Genomic DNA, 19,471 nt, shown 5'->3' with positions numbered 1-19,471 from the left:
GATTACGAGATCAGACCTTCCGAACGGAGCTTCGCCCAGAATTCATCCGGGATGGACTGCTCGAACCAGACAACATTCTGCCTGATCTGTTCTGGCGAACGCACACCAATCAGAATGGAGCTGACGGCCTCATGCATCATCGGGAACTGCATGGCGGCGGCGGCAAGCGGTACATTGAAGTCGTCGCAAATATCATGCAGGCGGTTGGTGCGTGCAATGATTTCAGCAGGCGCATCAGCATAATCGAACTTCTGTTCGCCACCGCGTGGGGCAGCCAGAATGCCGGAGTTGAACACACCGGCAATCACCAGCGCCATGCCGCGCTTTTGCGCCAGCGGCAAGAATTCCTTTTCCGAAACCTGATCAAGCAGCGAATAGCGGCCAGCCAGCAGCGAGCAGTCGAGATCCGCTTCCTCAAGCGCATCACGAATGACCTGCCATTCATTCACTCCAAGGCCAAAGCCTTTAATATTGCCTGCTTCGCGCAATTCACTCAGTGCACGGAAACCGCCGCCCTTGGTCAATGCGTTCCAGTGAAACTCATGACGGTCAGCATGGGTCACGCGGCCAATGTCATGGACATAGAGCAGATCGATTTTGGGAAAGCCAAGGCGCTGCTGGCTGTCATCGAAGCTGCGCATAACACCGTCATAGCTGTAATCAAAAACCTCACGGAAATTGAGACCATTGTGCCAGCCGGAATCGAGAGGATTTTTTGGTGGCGATGGCGGCAGCGTGCGACCAGCGCGCTCATTGGTCATCAGGCGGCCAACTTTGGTAGAAACCACGGCGCGTTCAGTCTTTTCGCGCAGCAAATCGCCCAAAAGATGCTCGCTTCGACCAAGACCATACATCGGTGCGCTGTCGAAATAGCGGATGCCGCTGTCCCAGCCAGCTTCGAGCAAAGCATCCGCATCGGCACGGGAAACAGGCGCATAAAGCCCGCCCAAAGGTGCGGTTCCCAGACCAAGCGCCGTTACGGACAGCCCCGTGCGGCCCAGTGTGCGCCTATCAGATACTTTAAGCTGCATAAATATCTCCTCCAGAACCTATGCCCGCGTATTAAGGGCGCGCATCTTGTCCGAAAACCGTTTCACACTTTTCGGGATGCGCTCTAAACGCGCACAGACTGATAAGAGGAAGATAATAAATTCGCAAACGAAAAACCTATTCATCTGCGAATAAGAATCTCAATCCGCTTGTGAAAAGCGTGCCTGGATGCTTTGTGAAAGCAGCGCAACAGGGCGCGACTGATCGCCAGCCTTAACCCAGATCAGCTCTTCGATTTCACTCGAAGCGGCAGGCACCTGCCCTTCCCTCAAAGTGAGGTGGAACAGTTCTGCTTCAACGATGGAATCAAGTTCGTTGGCGGCTGGTGCCGACATGCGCGCTGCATAGCGCAACTGGCTCTCGTCAATCAGAATGCCGAGCTCTTCCTCGATTTCGCGGATAAGCGCAATCTGCGGCTCTTCGCCGGTATCAATCTTGCCACCAGGCTGGAAGAAAATCTCGCTGCCGCGTTTGCGAACAAGGAGGAAACGGCCCGCTTCATCGCGGACAATGGCTGCTGCAATAAGAATCGTTTTCATGATGCTGCAACATCATCACGAACACGCACACCGTCAAGAATAATTGCTGCAATGGAGCGTGCTGTCTGCTCATAAAAATCCGGCTGCTCGGTGCGGTTGCCAAGAATGGCTGCAACCTGAACCGAGAAATCGGAATAATGCTGCGTCACGGCCCATATCGTAAAAATCAGGTGATAAGGATCAATGGGCGCGATGCGCTTTTCTTCAATCCAACAACGAATAACGCCTGCTTTTTCATCGACCAGCTCTTTCAGATGGCCTTTGAGAAAATCGGTAATCGCCGGTGCACCATGCAGAATTTCATTGGCAAACAGCCGCGATGCTTCCGGCCTTTTGGCCGAAAGCGCAAGCTTTTGCGCAATATAGTTCTGGAGTTCCTCAAGCGGATCGCCTTCAGGGCTGATGCTCTCGAACGGGCCAAGCCATTCGGTGAGCGTTTCCTCCAAAACCGTCACGTAGATATTTTGCTTGCGCGGAAAATAATACAGCAGGTTTGGCTTCGACATCCCTGCCTTTTCGGCAATCTGATCGACTGTCGAACCGCGAAACCCATAAGCGGAAAAGACATCAAGCGCTGCATCCAGAATGAGCCTGCGATTGATCGCCTGAATGCGCGTCGCACCCTCCGCCTTTTCATTCACACCTGCTTCGGCGGGAGCTGTCGCATCTGTGACCATTTAACACCTTTTGACGGAGCAAAATTTCTTAAAACCGCTTGACCGCTGTCGAACGCTCTTCTAGCCTGCATTTTGACCAACTAGTCAAGTTTTTGCAAATACTGCAAGAAGATTGAGGCCAAAGAGCTGGGTCGCGGGAACAACATAACATGCGAAGCGCTTGCGGCAATGCCGCAGTTATTCCATGCTTGAAATGTGGAGGCAGAGCAAATGGCGCTCTCCAGTAATCTCAAGGTCAATGGCGACAGGCTGTGGGACAGCCTGATGGAAATGGCACAGATTGGCCCCGGTTTGCGCGGTGGTAACAATCGCCAGACGCTGACCGATGAAGACGCCGAAGGTCGCCAGCTTTTTCAGAAATGGTGCGAACAGGCCGGACTGTCGATGACCGTCGATACGATGGGCAATATGTTCTTTATTCGCGCAGGCGAAGATGCGGATGCCGATCCGGTTTATATGGGCAGCCATCTCGATACGCAGCCGACAGGCGGCAAATATGACGGCGTGCTCGGTGTGCTGGGCGGACTTGAAGTCATGCGCACCTTGAACGACACAAACATCAAGACAAAGCGCCCGATTGTCGTGGTCAACTGGACCAATGAAGAAGGCACGCGTTTTGCGCCTGCAATGCTTGCTTCCGGCGTTTTCGCCGGGGTGCTAGAACAGGACTGGGCCTATGAGCGCACCGACGCCAAAGGCAAGAAATTCATCGATGAGCTGGAGCGCATTGGCTGGAAGGGCGACGAGCCGGTTGGCAAGCGCAAGATCCATTCGATGTTTGAGTTGCACATCGAACAAGGCCCGATCCTTGAGGCTGAAAACAAGGATATTGGCGTTGTCACCCATGGTCAGGGCCTGTGGTGGTTGCAGATAACACTGACCGGCAAGGAAGCACATACCGGCTCAACGCCGATGAAGATGCGCAGGAATGCAAGCCTTGGCTTGGGCAAACTGCTGCAACTGGTCAATGAGATTGCGATGGACTATCAGCCCGATGCGGTCGGTGGCGTGGGCCATATTGAAGTTTCGCCGAACTCTCGCAATGTTCTGCCGGGCCAAATCGTCTTTACCGTCGATTTCCGTTCGCCGGATCAGAAAACACTCGATGCCATGAAAGCGCGTTTTGAAACGGAAGCGCCAAAGATCGCGGCAGACCTTGGCATTGGTATCGAGATTGAAGTGGCAGGCCATTTCGATCCCGTCACGTTCGATGAAGGCTGCGTCACGGCAATTCGCAATGCAGCCGAACGGCTTGGCTACAGCCATCGCGACATTGTTTCCGGTGCCGGTCACGATGCCTGCTGGATCAATCGCGTGGCACCGACCGCCATGGTCATGTGTCCATGCGTCGATGGCCTCAGCCATAACGAAGACGAAGAAATCTCAAAGGAGTGGGCATCGGCTGGCGCTGATGTACTTCTTCATGCCGTATTGGAGAGTGCTGAAATTGTAAGTTAATTTCCAGCCTATCCAATACCTGTTCGAAACAAAACCAAAAAGGGGAACGCGAACATGGTTAGTTCTGGGGCAAGCAAGGTCATCAAAGGCGGCACCGTGATTACGGCAGACCGCACCTTTAAAGCCGACGTTCTCATCGAAGGCGAGAAGATTGTAGCCGTGGGCGATAATCTGACCGGCGATGAAACCATCGATGCTTCCGGCTGTTATATCATGCCAGGCGGCATTGACCCGCATACGCATTTGCAAATGCCCTTTATGGGCACCTATTCATCCGATGATTTTGACACTGGCACTGCGGCAGCGCTTGCAGGCGGCACGACGATGGTGGTCGACTTCGTTCTTCCCGGACCAGAAGGCAATCTGCTCGACGCGCTTCAGGAATGGTTCCAGAAGGCAGGCAAGGCGCGTACCGACTATTCGTTCCACATGGCAATCACCGGCTGGAGCGAACGCGCGTTTAATGAAATGCCGGAAGTGGTGAAGCGCGGCATCAACACCTTCAAGCACTTCATGGCCTATAAGGGCGCGTTGATGGTCAATGATGACGAGATGTTCGCATCGTTCCAGCGCTGCGCCGAGCTTGGCGCCATGCCGCTGGTTCACGCGGAAAACGGCGATATTGTTGCGCAATTACAGGCCAAGCTCTTGGCTGCTGGCAATGACGGTCCGGAGGCACACGCCTATTCACGCCCGCCGGAAGTGGAAGGCGAAGCGACCAACCGCGCCATCATGATTGCCGATCAGGCCGGTGTGCCGCTTTATGTGGTGCATACATCCTGCGAGCAGGCGCATGAAGCAATCCGCCGTGCACGCCAGAAAGGGATGCGCGTTTATGGCGAGCCGCTGATCCAGCATTTGACACTTGATGAAAGCGAATATCACAATCGCGATTGGGACTATGCTGCGCGCCGCGTAATGTCGCCGCCATTCCGCGACAAGATCAATCAGGACAGCCTCTGGGCCGGACTTGCCGCTGGAAGCCTGCAATGCGTTGCAACCGATCATTGCGCTTTCACATCCGAGCAGAAGCGCCATGGCATTGGTAATTTCACCAAGATTCCAAATGGCACCGGCGGGCTTGAAGAACGGCTTCCTGTACTCTGGACGCGTGGGGTTCGCACCGGTCGTCTGACGCCCAATGAGTTCGTGGCTGTCACTTCGACCAACATTGCGAAGATCCTCAATATCTATCCGCAAAAGGGTGCGATCCTGCCGGGGGCCGACGCCGATATTATCATCTGGGACCCGGAAACGACCAAGAAGATCTCTGCCAAAACGCAGCATTCGTCCATTGATTACAATGTCTTTGAAGGTTTTGAGTTGAAAGGCTTACCCGTCAAAACATTCTCGCGCGGTCGTCTCGCCTTTGATCATGGCCATGTCACAGCACAGCCGGGTGATGGACGCTTTGTCGAACGTGAACCCAACGGTGCCGCCAACAAGGCCCTGTCGCAGTGGAAAGAAATCGTCGCGCCCCGCAAGGTGGAACGCAGCGCCGAACATATGCCAATAGGGGTCTGATCCATGGCTCCAGCTTCGCTTCGGGAAATGCATGTGATGAACATCGATAACATGGCCCCGGAGCGGGGCTTTGATGGTGCGCCGACCGTGATCGACATCAAAGACCTGTCTCTGGTTTTTGAAACGAATGACGGTCCGGTCCATGCGCTTTCTAACATCAATCTCACGATCAAACGCGGTGAGTTTGTTTCCTTCATCGGCCCTTCGGGTTGCGGCAAGACCACCTTGATGCGTGTGGTGGCCAATCTCGAACAGCCTACTTCCGGCTCTGTGACCGTCAACGGACTGACACCTGAACAGGCACGGCTTGATCGCTCTTACGGCTACGTCTTTCAGGCGGCAGCGTTGTTTCCGTGGCGCACGATTGAAGACAATATCGGCCTGCCACTCGAAATCATGGGATATAGTGCTGCCGAGCGCAAAGCGCGGATTGAAAAGAATCTGGCGCTGGTGAACCTCACGGGTTTTGGCAAAAAATTTCCATGGCAGCTTTCCGGCGGCATGCAGCAGCGAGCATCGATTGCGCGTGCATTGTCGTTTGACCCTGACATGCTGCTGATGGATGAGCCTTTCGGCGCATTGGATGAGATCGTGCGCGATCACCTCAACGAACAGCTTCTCAAACTCTGGGCGGCAACACAGAAGACTGTGATCTTCGTGACACACTCCATTCCTGAGGCCGTGTTTCTGTCAACCAAGATCGTCGTGATGAGTCCGCGTCCGGGCCGTATTCATGAAATTATCGACTGCGATCTGGGGCCGGATCGCACACTGGATATTCGTGAATCGGATGCCTTCCTCAAAATCGCCCATCGCGTGCGCGAAGGCCTGCGGCTGGGGCATATTCATGAGTGAAACCCGGGCGGGACTGACAGCTTTTTTTCGCGACAAATTTATTCCGGTGGCGACGGTTCTGCTGGCAATCATCGGATTGTGGTATCTGCTTGCAGTTTTTCTCAACGCGCCGTTTGAGCGAGATCAAGCAGAGCGCGCCGGAACCGAGATTTCGTTCTCGACAATTGTTGCCAATACGATGCATCAGGATCGCCCGGTGCTGCCTGCGCCACATCAGGTGGGACAGGAAATCTGGAAAACAGTCTTTGATGTCAAACCAAGTTCAAAGCGCAGCCTCGTTTATCATGGCTGGGTGACACTATCCTCGACATTGCTCGGCTTCGTGCTCGGATCGGCGCTTGGCGTGTTGCTTGCGGTCGGCATTGTGCACTCGCGCACGCTTGACAAAAGCCTGATGCCTTGGATCATCACCTCGCAAACAATCCCCATCCTTGCCATCGCGCCGATGATTATTGTGGTGCTGAATGCGATTGGCATTTCGGGGCTGCTGCCAAAGGCGATCATATCGACTTATCTGTCCTTTTTCCCGGTTGCAGTGGGTATGGTCAAAGGCCTGCGCTCGCCCGATGTGATGCATCTTGATCTGATGCGGACATATAATGCATCGCGCAATCAGGTTTTCTGGAAGTTGCGCTGGCCTGCGGCCATGCCGTTCCTGTTCACATCGATGCAGATTGCGGTTGCCATCAGCCTTGTCGGCGCAATTGTTGGCGAGTTGCCAACGGGGGCCGTCGCAGGTCTTGGCGCGCGTTTGCTGGCCGGTTCCTATTACGGTCAGACGGTGCAAATATGGGCCGCCCTCATTGCAGCCGCCATTATGGCGGGATTGCTTGTGGCGCTTGTCGGGCTGGTTGCGCGTATCGTCAACCGACGCATGGGCGTAAAACCTGAAAGGGCGGGTGCATGATGATGAATGTGATAATCATTATCGCGCTGATTGCCGTTTCATGGGCGATTGTCGGCTGGGTGGCAAGCCTCAAGGCGCGCAACCCGCACACTCAGAAGCTGCTGGACATTGCAGTCCCTGCCCTTTTTGGCATCGCGATGCTTCTTCTTTGGGAAGTGAGTGTGCGCCTGTTTACCGTGCCGCAGGTGCTGTTGCCTGCGCCCTCCGTCATATGGGCGCGGATCACGAGTTCGGTTCCCATCCTGTGGGCTGATTTTCAGCAGACCTTCATGAAGGCGGTCATTATCGGCTATATCGCGGGCTGTGGCTTAGGCTTTATCACCGCAATTATTGCTGATCGCGTGCCATTTCTGCGCAAAGGCTTGCTGCCGCTTGGTAATCTTGCAGCCGCCCTTCCCATTGTCGGCGTTGCGCCCATCATGGTGATGTGGTTTGGCTTCGACTGGCAGTCAAAGGCAGCGGTCGTCATTATCATGACCTTCTTCCCGATGCTGGTGAACACGGTTGCGGGCTTAGCTGCGAGCGGTTCGATGGAACGCGATCTGATGCAGACCTATGGCTCGAACTATTGGCAGACACTCATTAAACTGCGCCTTCCGGCGGCCATGCCCTTCATTTTCAATGCGCTCAAGATCAACTCCACACTGGCTTTGATCGGCGCAATTGTCGCCGAATTTTTTGGTACGCCCATCGTCGGCATGGGTTTCCGCATATCCGCAGAAATCGGCCGCATGAATGTGGACATGGTCTGGGCCGAGATTTTTGTAGCCGCTCTTGCGGGGTCGCTTTCTTATGGGCTGATCGCGCTGATCGAGCGCAGAATGACATTCTGGCACCCTTCTTACAGGAGGGCATAAGCCTGAATATTTGGCATCTGCAAGTATAATGCAGACCAAAGCACATTCCGAAAAGTGGGAACCGGTTTTCGGGCAAAATGCGCGCAATAAAAACAACCAGAGGAGAACTAAAATGAAAAAGGCAATTTCTTTATGCCTTGGAACAGCCGGACTGGCGCTCGCACTTATGAGCAGCTCGGCAATAGCAGCTGACAAGCTGACCTTGCAGCTCAAATGGGTGACGCAGGGACAGTTTGCTGGCTATTATGTCGCCAAGGATAAGGGGTTCTACGAAGAAGAAGACCTTGACGTGGACATTAAGCCGGGCGGCCCCGACGTTGCCCCGCCACAGGTGATTGCCGGTGGTGGCGCTGACGTGGTGGTGGACTGGATGCCGTCAGCCCTTGCTACTCGGGAAAAGGGCGTTCCACTCGTCAACATCGCACAGCCATTCAAGAAATCCGGCATGATGTTGACCTGTCGCAAGGACACCAACATCACCAAGCCGGAAGATTTTAAGGGCCGCACGCTTGGCGTCTGGTTCGGTGGCAATGAATATCCGTTTCTTTCGTGGATGAGCCATTTAAATATCCCGACCGAAGGCGGAAAAGACGGCGTAACTGTGCTCAAACAGGGCTTTAATGTCGATCCGCTGATCCAGAAGCAGGCCGACTGCATTTCCACCATGACCTATAATGAATATTGGCAGGTGATCGATGCCGGTATTCCGGCGGATCAGCTGGTTGTGTTCCCTTATGAAGAACAGGGCGTGGCAACACTTGAAGACGGGCTCTACGTGCTTGATAAGAGCCTTGAAGACCCGGCAATGGTCGATAAGCTTGCCCGCTTTGTCCGCGCTTCGATGAAGGGCTGGCAATATGCGTCAGAACATCCTGACGAAGCTGCCGAAATCATTCTGGAAAACGACTCTTCTGGTGCACAGACACAGGAAGTTCAGGAGCGTATGGTCAAGGAAATCGCCAAGCTGATTGATGGTTCTGACGGTACACTCGACGTCGCTGCCGCCGACCGCACGGTTGAAACTTTGCTTGGCGGCGGTTCTGATCCGGTCATTACCAAGAAGCCGGAAGGTGCATGGACCGCGAAGGTCACAGACGCGATGAAGAAGTAACAACAAAAAGCCCGGTCTCACGACCGGGCTTTTTCATTTCAGCTTCTCTTCCAGAGTTGCTGCCCTGGCCATTTCGCGTTCAAGCCGCGCTTCTTCTTCAACCTTTGGCTTGGTGAAGCGTCCCAGCAGAAGATAGGCAACAGGCGTCACGAAAAGGGTTGCGATCGTTGCAAGTCCGAGGCCACCAACGATAACCCAACCCAGTGCCACACGCGCTTCCGCACCTGCTCCGCTGGCGAGCACCAGCGGCACGCCGCCCAGCACCGAACAGATCATCGTCATACAGACGGGACGCAGGCGGATATTGGCTGCTTCTTCAATTGCCTCACGCACATTCATGCCCTTGTCACGCAACTGATCGGCAAATTCGACAATCAGAATGCCGTTCTTAGCCATGATGCCGACCAGCAGCACAAGCCCGATCTGGCTATAAACGTTGAGGCTTGTGCCGGTGAGGATCATTGCAAAGACGGCACAGCCGAGGCCAAGCGGCACCGTTGCCATGACAATCAGCGCGCTGATGAAGCTCTCAAACTGCGCGGCCAGAACCAGCAAAATAATGATGATCGCAAAGCCGAAGACCATCATAATGCCACCGGAGGTTTCACTGAGTGTAGAAGCCTCCGCAAGCGGGATGATGTGGGCTCCCGGTGGCAACAGCGGTGCTGCGATCTCCAATGCAGCCGCATAAGCATCTCCCAGCGCGAAATCGCCCTGCAAACCTGTGGTAATCGCAACAGAACGCTGGCGCTCTTCACGGTTCAACTGCGGCGGCACCGCCTTTTCCACCACTGTCGCGATAGATGACATCGGTACATAACGACCGTCCCCCGTTTTGAGGAAGACGTTTTCAAGATCCGTCGGATCATTGATGGGATTGGTGGTCGATACAAGCTTCACGTCAAAGCTTCTGTCGCCGACATAAACCGAACCGATCTTGCGACCATCGAGCACCGCCTGTACGGCGTTGGCAAGGCCGGTAATATCGATGCCGAGATCGGACGCTCGCTCGCGATTGATTTCGACGGAAAGCTGCGGCTGTGTTGCGTCAACAGACAAGCGCGGCTGAACGAAACGCGGATCTTTTTCCAGTGCGGCAACGATTGCATCGCTTGCCGGTCGCAGCTTGGCGTAATCACTGCCCACAACGGCAAACTGCAAGCCATTACCGGCACCCCGAATGCCAAGGCTGTTTGGCTGCATTGTGAAAATACGAACCGCCGTGATCCCACGCACACGAGCATTGATGTCTGCCATAATTTGCTGTTGCGAACGGGTGCGTTCTGTCCACGGCGCAAGGGTGAGCACCATAAAGCCATTATTGGAAGCACCGCCGGAGCCGGCAATCGCATAGGTGGTCAGGATTTCACCATTGTCGCGTAATGGCTGAATCGCTTGCTCGATCTTATCGAGCTGCGATTGAAGAAATTCAACGCTGATCCCCTGGGGACCGTTAATGCGCAACAGCGCGACGGCCCGATCTTCCGTTGGCGTGAGCTCCTGTCGCAACATGCCGAAACCAACGTAAGAAGCGCCAGCAAAAAGTACGGCCACGAGCACGACGATCAGGGGAGCGGAGAGACAGGCGTGCAGGCTCTTGCGATAAAAACGCGACAGTCCGCCACCGATCCTTTGCAGAAACTTTGGCCCATGCCGCCCTTCCGATGCCTCACTGCCTTCTTTGAGAAAGCGCGACGCCAGCATTGGGCACAATGTCAGAGCCACAATAGATGACAGCAGAATTGCAATTGCCAGCACAAAACCAAATTCGCGGAACAGACCACCCGCCTGCCCCGGCAAAAACGAAATCGGCACGAAAACAGCGACAAGCGTCAATGTGGTCGCAATAACCGCAAAGAACACTTCCTGCGTGCCAAGAACGGCGGCAGCGCGTGGCCCCATGCCCTGATTGCGCCTTCGAACGATGTTTTCCAACACGACAATGGCATCGTCCACCACAAGACCCGTAGCAAGCACCAGCGCCAGCAATGTAAGGATATTGATCGAGAAGCCCGTCAGATAAATCGCCGCAACCGTACCGATCAATGCCACCGGCATCGCCAAAGCCGGAATAAGCGTTGCGCGGATATCCCAAAGAAACATGAAGATGATCACGACCACGATGATCACAGAGGCAATCAGCGCGATCTCGACCTCATGGATCGCGCCCCTGATGAAGTTAGCATCGTCGCTGGTGACGGTAATATTGACACCTTGCGGCAGGGTCTTCTGCAAGTTCGCAACAGCCGCACGAATGCCTTGAGAGATGTCGAGCGTATTGGATTGCGCCTGACGCACAATACCAAGGCCGATGGCCGTTTTGCCATTGGAGCGCACCGACGAGCTTTCAATATCCGGCCCGAGCGTAACACTGGCCACATCGCGGATCTGCGTGCGGCCTTTGATATAAACATTTTCGAAGTCTTCGGGCTTCTCGAGATTGGCGGTGGCTCGCACTACGATGGATTGATCCGAACTGCGCAGAGAACCTGCGGGCGCATCAAGCCCCATTGATGACAAAGCACTGGATATATCGGCAATGGTAAGCCCATAGCTGGCAAGACGGGCCTGATTGATATCAATGCGAAAAATCTTGTCGCGGTCGCCATTGATCTGCACATCAGCGACACCGGGAACCGCGGAGAGAACGTCTTCAATCTGGTCTTCAACCAGAACAGTCATATCATCAACCGACATGGTGTCGGACGTAACCGCGAGACGCATCACCGGATCGGCATTGGAATCGGCCTTGATGATGCGGGACGGATCCGCTTCTTGCGGCACATTATTGGCGACGCGCGAAATCGCATCGCGCATATCAGCAGCGGCAACATTGAGATCGACGCCATCATTGAACTCGACCGTGACACGGCTTCGTTCAAAGGAGGACGTCGACGAAATCGATTTCACACCAGAAACACGAGCGACAGCATTTTCCAGAACCTGTGTCAGCTGACGGTCTATGGTTTCAGCCGATGCACCGCTGAAATCCGTGCTGATGGTGATAACAGGTCGATCCACATCTGGCAGTTCACGGATATCCACACCTGTAAAGGCGGCAAGACCGGCAACGATAATCAGAACATTGATGACAAACGCAAAAACCGGGCGCCGAATAAACAGCGCGGTTGAACCACCGTTCTTGCCTGCGGGCGATTTTGGATTGCTCACGCTTGCCCCTCACCCTGCATTCTGGCTTTTGGCAGGGACTGCAAGAGCCGTGCCCTTTTCATCGAGTACACGCACCGGCGCATCATTGCGGATGGTTTGCACGCCCTGCGTCACGATCAGATCGCCTTGTTTGACCGGCCCGTCGATAAGGATATTCGTTGAATTGCGCTGTACGATACGGGCAGCGACTTTTTTGGCAACGCCGTCTTCTACGCGCCACACATAAGAGCCGTCTGCGTCCCACTGAATGGCCAGTGGATCGACGGACGGATAGCGATCACCGGGGAAAAGAATGGTCACAGAAAAAGACATGCCCGCGCGCAACAGATCCTGCGTGTTATCAATTTCGGCACGAACATGCAGCGTGCGGCTGGCGACATCCAGCGTATTATCGACGGCATCGATCTTGCCACTATAGGTGTCACCGGGAAACGCAGTGGATTCTGCCGAGACCGGCAACCCCACCTTGATCTGTGGCGCGAAGCGTTCTGGCACCCAAATATCGATTAAAACCTTGGAGCGATCATCGATGCGCGCAATAGAGGTATCGGCCGTAATGTAATTGCCGGCATTAACCGGCAGGATTCCAACAATGCCCGAAATGGGCGCGGTGACGGTACGGCGGCTTAAAGCAAGCTGCGCGTCTTCCAGGGCAAGTTTGGTATTGGCAAGCGCCAGATCGGCTTCTATTTCCTGCACAACCGTTGCGGTGTTGGTGGCGCGAAGCCGGGCTATGCGCTCACGCGTTGTTTGTGCATCCTTCAGCGCAATCTGCGCTTTTTCAACAGCAATCGTTTCTGTCTCATTGTCCAGTTGCGCAATGGCGTCACCTGCCTTGACGGTATCTCCGGCTTTCACAAAAAGCTTGTTCATCGTGCCGCTGGAATAAGGTGTTACCGAAACGGTGCTGAGCGCGCGTGCAGAACCAATAGCCGTCAGGCGGTTGTTGATGGTTTCCTGCCCTGCCGCCTCAACAATCACCAGAGGGGCTGCTTTTCCTGAAGACTGTTCATGGGTCTGCTGGCCGGATGCTTCTTGTGTGGAAGACGCCTTGTTTTTGTAAAAATACCAGCCACCACCGGCAGCGATAATAACAAGCAGGCACAGAACAATCTGCTTCCAGGACTTCATTCAACTCTCCGGCAAGACTCTGCCGAACACGTCGACAAAATTCTAATCAAAATATGCACATTCACTTTGACCGCAGATTATGCCCGCAAAAAGTATCAAAATGATGGGGTGCTCAAGATGTCACATTGCTTAAGCCATCACGGATTTCCCCATCTGCGATTTTGCACGCAGCGATTGAGCAGGTCGAGTTAAATTTCGGTAATATGAGTGATCTTTTTGATTGCGACATTTGCTCGATGCCTGTGAATGAGGGAGATAAAACTTAGAATGAGGCCACGAGAGCATAATATCCGAAGAAGCGAAATACGCTATGAAACCGAGAAAAGAGGTTTTGGAGCAGAAAGCGCTGCTAACCAATTTCATGCAAAGTAGTTAAAGCCCGTTGGAATTCTCTTACGCCTCCATATATAAAAGGTAAAATTTTTGCGTATTTCATTGTGGCAAGCTTACTAAATTGGGCATGGGCGCATTATGCCCCGCAGCCTTTCAATCTGGATTTAATGTATGGTGGCGGTTGATCAATCCATGAGTACCGGAAACGTCGTGGCCGACGCAGCCGCGCATTCTGGCCCCCCGGACGAATCCACAGTTGCATCCACCGAAACCGGCGAACGGGCGTCACAGGACAATACGTCACCAAACCAGTTTACGCGTCTTCGCTGGCGCAACCGGCTTTCAAGCAAACTTCTCATTCTCACCGCCCTTGCGGTTCTTATAGCTGAAGTTCTGATCTTCGTTCCGTCCATCGCCAATATGCGTGTGCGTTGGATGAGTTCGCGCCTTGATACGGTCGATGCTGTCAGCGAGGTATTAATCGCCAGCGGCCACATGAATATTCCGCGCGAAGTGCAGGACAAGGTTCTGCTCGCGACAGGCACCAAGGCAATCGCTTTGCGTGAAGCTGGCGCATCGCATCTTCTGGCAATGAGTGAAATGCCGGGCAATATCGATCAGGTGGTCGATCTTAACAATATCAGTGAAGCCGCAGCGATCTGGGATGCCTTTGGAACGCTTTTTAACGGCGGCAATCGCACGTTGCGCATTTTTGGTTCAAACCCACCATCCGCCAATCCGGGGCGCATCATTGAAATTGTCACTTCCGATGCACCGCTTCGCCATGCCATGCTAAGTTACGCAACCAACGTGGCTATCATCTCTTTGCTCATATCGGTGATTGCTGCGAGCCTGATTTATCTCATCATCCATGAAATGCTGCTGCGCCCGGTGCGGCTCATGCATCGAAACATGATTGATTTTGCAGCCTCACCCGACAATCCAACGCGTATTCTCGTGCCCGAAAACCGCAAAGATGAATTCGGTATTGCCCAGCGGCAGATTGCTCATATCCAAAGCGATCTGCAACGCACGCTCAAAGAGCAGAAGCATCTTGCTGATCTTGGACTGGCGGTTTCCAAGATCAATCATGACATGCGCAATATTCTGGCGTCGGCACAGCTCATGTCGGACAGGCTTGCGGATACTGAAGACCCAATGGTGAAGCGCTTTGCTCCAAAGCTCATTCACACACTGAGCCGGGCTATCACCTATTCAGAAAGCGTGATGGCCTATGGTCGCTCCCAGGAGCCACCTCCTGCGCCCCGCCGTGTGCTGCTTCAGTCGATTGTTCTCGATGTGCAGGAAACGCTCAATCTGAACGCGGATGGCGGGATTGAGTTTGAGAATCTGGTTGCAGATGATTTTGAACTCATTGCAGACTCCGAACAGCTCTTCCGCGTTCTGTGCAATCTTTGCCGCAACTCTGTGCAGGCAATGGAGCGCGATCACACCAGCGATGTCTCCACCGTGAAACGCCTGACTATTTCAGCAGGCCGTATTGGCACCACGGCGATCATAGGCATAGAAGATACGGGGCCAGGCTTACCGCAAAAGGCCCGTGATCACCTCTTCACAGCCTTCAAGGGGTCAACTCGCAGCGACGGCACCGGCCTTGGCCTTGCCATTGCGCAAGAACTTATCCGTGCTCATGGCGGCTCGGTGGAGCTGCGCGAAGATCGCCCCATCGGCGCACATTTCGAGATTCGCCTGCCAGACCTGCCAAATTGGGACAATAAGCAAAATAATCAGCATCGTTAGAGTTTTCTACCGCGTGATTCCCGTCCAATGCATAGATTCCATGACCAATTTTGATCCGCTTTTCATTTATCCGGGGTTTTCCCCACTTGATGACAGGCTAAAAAAGCCCACAAAACCGGGCGTTGACAAGAAAACTTCACATAAGCGCATTTTTTTCCAAGAAGGTGCTTGCATTTAGCAATGGGTCCGATTATCAACCGCCCATCGCCGCAGACGATGCGGCACACAGGCAAGCACCCGTAGCTCAGCTGGATAGAGCACCAGACTACGAATCTGGGGGTCAGAGGTTCGAATCCTTTCGGGTGCGCCATTTCTTTTTCAGTAAATAATTGAAAATATTAGAGATTTCCCTTAGTGGGGATGTTTCTTCCTCCAATATTTCCCCCAATACATTTTGGTAGCCTTGAAACCTATCTGGAATTTGCCGGAATATGATCTGTTATGCGGCGGCATTTTAGCGCTCTCTGCCTTGTCGAAAAAACATCAAATACGCCAGAAGCGGAACCTTCAAAACCCTCAAAACCCCATCCCTGCTCGCACTGCTCAAAATGGACACCCAGTAAATCGTAGTATTTTAGTGAAAGCCATGAAAACGGGTGTCTCCAAATTTGGAGAGACCCTCTCCAGCTTAGGCTCGCGTGATGGCCGGAATTAAATCGGTGTTTCTCTGGCGATATGATGTCAGATAAATCGGTGAAGCCTAGCGCGTGCGCGCGTATTGGTCCGCAAATTCAGCGCTGTGTGACGCTGTTAGGTAATGCGCATGCGGAGATGATGATAAAGGCAGAGAGCGAGAAGTTTGGCGGTTATCAATCGCTCCAAAAATAAAACCCCGCAGTAAGCGGGATTGAAACACAAAGAATCGAAACTTTAACTAACCGGTCTCACTCGCCAAGATTTGCGAGATGCACGATACATCAAGGCAGTCAGCGGTAATTGTAAGGCTATCCAAAACACGACTGGCACGTAACCTGACCAATTCGCTAGGAAACCAACGAAAATAATCAAACTCAACAAAACGGTTGAGAACAGAAGAAACCGCTTACGACGATATTCAGCGCCGCAGCTTAAACATTTCAAACCCTCTTTGCAGGCTTCATCGCCACATCGTCCGCAATTCATCGCAACTCTCCCAGAGACTGACTGTGATATCGTTAGCAAAAATAGAACGGTGTGTCACGATCCGCCACTACACCGTTTTGATTAGCGCGCACAATAATCCGATATAATCGTGGTTGTATGGCGTCGAGATTATACCGGCAGGAATATAGGGGTATGCGCAACTTTGCGCAGACCCATCCTTAAAATTCAGGAGACCTAGTAGAACTCCATGACGCTCGTGACGTCCGTCCATTTGTTAGCCGTTGATAATCAGGTGCTATAGTGCAAACTGAAATCGTTGATGAATTAACATGAGGATACGCCTACATGAGTGATACGCCAAAGAACACCCCATTCGACGGACCTCAGTTGCAGGGCGAGCATTATCACCGCGCAGATATGTCCAGCACCAATTTCGACGGAGTAAATCTGTCAGAAGCACGATTCTACGCGGTTTTGAGCAAAGCGAAATTCAATGATGTGAATCTCAGCGAGGCGGAGTTTGACGATGTCAATCTCACAGCCGTGCGATTCAATGATGTAAACATGACCGGCATAAGCATCACAAACGCTAACATGACTGGTATCACCATCAGCGGCGTCACACTTGTGGATGCCGACATAAAGGATGCGGATCTGACAGGAATGCGCATAAATGGCGTTCTCGTTTCCGCGCTATTTGAAGCGTACGAAAAATTGAATGCACCTGACTAATGAGGAAGTAAGAATGACTGACACAGCTAGGTCGCGTTGACAAAGTGGATTCCAAAATCAACTAAAGCATGATTCAAGACTGTCTTTTAGGAGGCAGTGATGGTGCGTGGTGATCTTACCGATGGGACGCGCTCTTGGCTTTATCCTGACAGGCGGAGAAGCTTCGGATTACAATGCTGTCGCAGAATTGATGTCTATACCTGTGAAGAAGCCCAGACTATTGCTGGCTGATAAAGGGTATGATGGCGATAGTTTTCGGGAAGCTCTTTTGTGCAGCGGCATAATGCCAGTCATTCCACCAAAAGCGAACCCGAAGGACCCGCCCGCCTGTGACTTACGAGCTTACAAAGATCGCAACCGCATTGAGCGTATGTTCAACAAACTAAAACAATTCGGTCGCATTGCCATACGATAAGATAAAACCAGAAAATCTTTTGAGGCGTTCCTCGCTATCGCAGCCGTCAAAATACGGCTACCTCACTTTGTCAACATAACCTAGGCCAAGGCACTTTTCGTGCCTCAGCCTTTGATTTTTTCTCTCTGTTTGCAGATCAGATAATCAATGATGCATCATCTCATGCGCAATAGCTTTGCCGCTGAGTGAAGAAGCATAATATGTTGGCCAGTTCGTAACTTCTTTAAGCAAAGCCGCACGATCATTGCCCCAATAGAGGTGATAGTGATCAGCCTTTTCTGGTGCGATGCGGTGATCACTAAACTGCATATAGTCAGGCGCTGTGCTATCGCCTTCGACCTTTTTAAAGATAAAGCGAACGCCGCGATTGCCCTTGGCATAGGTTAGAATCTCATAGCCATCGCTTACATATTTGCCAGATGAGGCCTTGCCCCCTGTATAAAAGGACACTTCATCACCCTTGATAACGATACGGTCAACATCCGTCCGATAACCGATTTCATAATAATCGCTGTATTCTTTGGCACTCTTATCGCCATGCTCTGCCTTATGCGCAAATACCGCATCAAGCGTGCCATCCTTCAGATGGGGATAGACTGATTGCCAATCGCCCTCCCAATCGGACAACTTGCGGTCTTTGACCTGATTATCCTCGAAATAGCCGTTGTAAACATTCTTATCCTGCTTAGGGGCGTGATCATGAGAATGATTGTGACTGGACACCGCTTTTTCCTTTGTCTCTGCCAGGGCCGGAGCTGAAACAACCATAGCCGCGCAAAAGCCAAGCGAAGCAAGTAATTTTACCATATTTGTTCTCTCTCTTGCATCAATTTGTTATGTAATATCGTTACATAATTGGCATAAGCGCTCCTATCGCGGCTGACAAGCCTAACGTTCACTCGGGCGGCAATTTATTGGGTTTTTTTGCACAAAAGAAAATGCGAACCTGTGCAGTATCAACGATAACGCAAGCGTGCGTTCTGTAATCAAGCAAGAGCAATTTCGATTGCAACTTAGATAAACAAAAACCCGCAACTTGCGGGCTTTATCTTATTCCGGCTTTGGCTTGCTGTCCGAATGTCCGAGATCACGATCAGGCCAGACTAGATCGCGCACGCGCTGCTTCAACACCTTGGCTTCGGGAAAACCACCATCACGCTTGCGCTCCCAGATCAATTCGTCCTGACCGTTCTGCATATAAAGATGGATTTCAAACACGCCACCGGTGCCGGGCCGCAGCGCCACCTCACTCAAGTCCTGTCCGAACGTTTGCAACAACTCCTGCGCCAGCCACGCTGCCCGCAGCATCCAATTGCATTGCGTGCAGTAGGTGATGGAGATTGCGGGAAACATTTTCAGTACCTCCGTCTTACTTCGTTCCGGTCACCGTAACAAAGACTCGATAAACCTTGTCAAACTTCTCAATATCGTATGGCAAATCAGGCAAATCAGCAGGAAACTGTCCCACGCATTTTCGCCATAGTTTCACATAAGAATTGCACTTGGCCCAGCCTCTCTTGGATTCTTTACCACGAAGCTTCAGAAAATTGACTTTGATGGCATTTCGGTCGTCTGATGGGAAAGTACTCAGCTTTTCAACAAAGGGATAAGTTGCTCCCGCATAATCCAGCAAAACTTGCGCAGATGACTTCTTCAAGATGAAGGAATATGCATCTTGCGCGGCGTTTTCTAGAGCAGGCAAGTGATAATCCAACCACTGCCAAGCTTGCTGCTCTTTCGTTCGGCGGCTTTCGTCTTGCTTCTCTGATCGGTTCATAAAAAGATTTAGGGCTGAGTTTAAGAACTCGATTGCAGCTCTCAGCAGTCCAAACATAAATATCTCCTTTAAAGATAATAAAGTAATATT

16 protein-coding genes, 1 tRNA gene and 1 pseudogene are annotated in these 19,471 nt (G+C 52.6%); 10 read left to right on the top strand and 8 right to left on the bottom strand.

Annotated features, from left to right (window positions below; all coding sequences use genetic code 11):
* Positions 1-2: 2 nt before the first annotated feature.
* The 3 genes from OPR82_RS02890 to OPR82_RS02880 form a co-directional block, all read right to left on the bottom strand.
* Positions 3-1,031, bottom strand: coding sequence for an aldo/keto reductase (locus OPR82_RS02890; protein ID WP_265982910.1), 1,029 nt, complete (start codon positions 1,029-1,031; stop codon positions 3-5).
* Positions 1,032-1,190: 159 nt separating this feature from the next.
* Positions 1,191-1,589, bottom strand: a complete 399-nt coding sequence (locus tag OPR82_RS02885; protein ID WP_265982909.1) for an NUDIX hydrolase — start codon at positions 1,587-1,589, stop codon at positions 1,191-1,193.
* Positions 1,586-2,266 carry a TetR family transcriptional regulator C-terminal domain-containing protein gene (locus OPR82_RS02880; protein WP_265982907.1) on the bottom strand — a complete coding sequence of 227 codons (681 nt, stop codon included), beginning with the start codon at positions 2,264-2,266 and terminating at the stop codon, positions 1,586-1,588. Before OPR82_RS02880 ends, OPR82_RS02885 begins: the two co-directional genes overlap by 4 nt.
* A 210-nt stretch (positions 2,267-2,476) precedes the next feature.
* Between OPR82_RS02880 and OPR82_RS02875 the strand changes: the two genes are divergently transcribed.
* The 6 genes from OPR82_RS02875 (at position 2,477) to OPR82_RS02850 (ending at position 8,978) form a co-directional block, all read left to right on the top strand.
* Positions 2,477-3,724, top strand: coding sequence for a Zn-dependent hydrolase (locus tag OPR82_RS02875; RefSeq protein WP_265982906.1), 1,248 nt, complete (start codon positions 2,477-2,479; stop codon positions 3,722-3,724).
* A gap of 54 nt (positions 3,725-3,778) precedes the next feature.
* The gene (gene hydA, locus OPR82_RS02870) at positions 3,779-5,248 is read left to right on the top strand and encodes a dihydropyrimidinase (RefSeq protein ID WP_265982905.1); all 1,470 of its coding nucleotides are present in this window, start codon (positions 3,779-3,781) and stop codon (positions 5,246-5,248) included.
* 36 nt (positions 5,249-5,284) lie between these two features.
* Positions 5,285-6,103: an ABC transporter ATP-binding protein gene (locus OPR82_RS02865; protein WP_265983837.1), complete on the top strand. Its 819-nt coding sequence runs from the start codon at positions 5,285-5,287 to the stop codon at positions 6,101-6,103.
* The gene (locus OPR82_RS02860) at positions 6,096-7,010 is read left to right on the top strand and encodes an ABC transporter permease (RefSeq protein ID WP_265982904.1); all 915 of its coding nucleotides are present in this window, start codon (positions 6,096-6,098) and stop codon (positions 7,008-7,010) included. The genes OPR82_RS02865 and OPR82_RS02860 overlap by 8 nt, the downstream gene beginning before the upstream one ends.
* Positions 7,007-7,867 carry an ABC transporter permease gene (locus OPR82_RS02855; protein WP_265982902.1) on the top strand — a complete coding sequence of 287 codons (861 nt, stop codon included), beginning with the start codon at positions 7,007-7,009 and terminating at the stop codon, positions 7,865-7,867. Before OPR82_RS02860 ends, OPR82_RS02855 begins: the two co-directional genes overlap by 4 nt.
* Before the next feature lie 112 nt (positions 7,868-7,979).
* Positions 7,980-8,978 (top strand): ABC transporter substrate-binding protein, encoded by a 999-nt coding sequence (locus tag OPR82_RS02850; RefSeq protein WP_265982900.1) that lies wholly within the window; start codon positions 7,980-7,982, stop codon positions 8,976-8,978.
* Positions 8,979-9,011: 33 nt separating this feature from the next.
* On the opposite strand, the gene OPR82_RS02845 is transcribed toward OPR82_RS02850, so the two are convergent.
* Together OPR82_RS02845 and OPR82_RS02840 are read right to left on the bottom strand one after the other, a co-directional pair.
* Positions 9,012-12,149 carry an efflux RND transporter permease subunit gene (locus tag OPR82_RS02845; RefSeq protein ID WP_265982899.1) on the bottom strand — a complete coding sequence of 1,046 codons (3,138 nt, stop codon included), beginning with the start codon at positions 12,147-12,149 and terminating at the stop codon, positions 9,012-9,014.
* 9 nt (positions 12,150-12,158) lie between these two features.
* Positions 12,159-13,280 carry an efflux RND transporter periplasmic adaptor subunit gene (locus tag OPR82_RS02840; protein ID WP_265982897.1) on the bottom strand — a complete coding sequence of 374 codons (1,122 nt, stop codon included), beginning with the start codon at positions 13,278-13,280 and terminating at the stop codon, positions 12,159-12,161.
* Between the two features lie 525 nt (positions 13,281-13,805).
* On the opposite strand from OPR82_RS02840, the gene OPR82_RS02835 reads away from it, so the two are divergent.
* The 4 genes and pseudogenes from OPR82_RS02835 to OPR82_RS02820 form a co-directional block, all read left to right on the top strand.
* Positions 13,806-15,374 carry a sensor histidine kinase gene (locus OPR82_RS02835; RefSeq protein ID WP_323054527.1) on the top strand — a complete coding sequence of 523 codons (1,569 nt, stop codon included), beginning with the start codon at positions 13,806-13,808 and terminating at the stop codon, positions 15,372-15,374.
* A 233-nt stretch (positions 15,375-15,607) separates the two neighbouring features.
* Positions 15,608-15,684, top strand: a tRNA-Arg gene (locus OPR82_RS02830).
* Between the two features lie 1,118 nt (positions 15,685-16,802).
* Positions 16,803-17,189: a pentapeptide repeat-containing protein gene (locus OPR82_RS02825; RefSeq protein ID WP_265982896.1), complete on the top strand. Its 387-nt coding sequence runs from the start codon at positions 16,803-16,805 to the stop codon at positions 17,187-17,189.
* 124 nt (positions 17,190-17,313) lie between these two features.
* Positions 17,314-17,688: pseudogene (locus OPR82_RS02820) on the top strand (transposase); the annotation flags it as partial.
* Positions 17,689-17,748: 60 nt separating this feature from the next.
* On the opposite strand, the gene OPR82_RS02815 reads toward OPR82_RS02820, so the two are convergent.
* The 3 genes from OPR82_RS02815 to OPR82_RS02805 all read right to left on the bottom strand — a co-directional run bounded on the left by OPR82_RS02815 (position 17,749) and on the right by OPR82_RS02805 (position 19,438).
* A complete protein-coding gene (locus OPR82_RS02815; protein ID WP_265982893.1) occupies positions 17,749-18,411 on the bottom strand; it encodes a ZinT family metal-binding protein in 663 nt (220 codons plus the stop codon).
* A gap of 243 nt (positions 18,412-18,654) precedes the next feature.
* Positions 18,655-18,957: a SelT/SelW/SelH family protein gene (locus tag OPR82_RS02810; protein WP_265982892.1), complete on the bottom strand. Its 303-nt coding sequence runs from the start codon at positions 18,955-18,957 to the stop codon at positions 18,655-18,657.
* Between the two features lie 16 nt (positions 18,958-18,973).
* Positions 18,974-19,438 carry a hypothetical protein gene (locus OPR82_RS02805; protein ID WP_265982890.1) on the bottom strand — a complete coding sequence of 155 codons (465 nt, stop codon included), beginning with the start codon at positions 19,436-19,438 and terminating at the stop codon, positions 18,974-18,976.
* Positions 19,439-19,471 lie beyond the last annotated feature (33 nt).

This window comes from Ochrobactrum chromiisoli (genome assembly GCF_026241335.1).
Classification (GTDB): domain Bacteria; phylum Pseudomonadota; class Alphaproteobacteria; order Rhizobiales; family Rhizobiaceae; genus Brucella; species Brucella chromiisoli.
The sequence above is the reverse complement of the archived record's forward strand: the minus strand, read 5'-3'. Positions and strand labels throughout refer to the sequence as shown.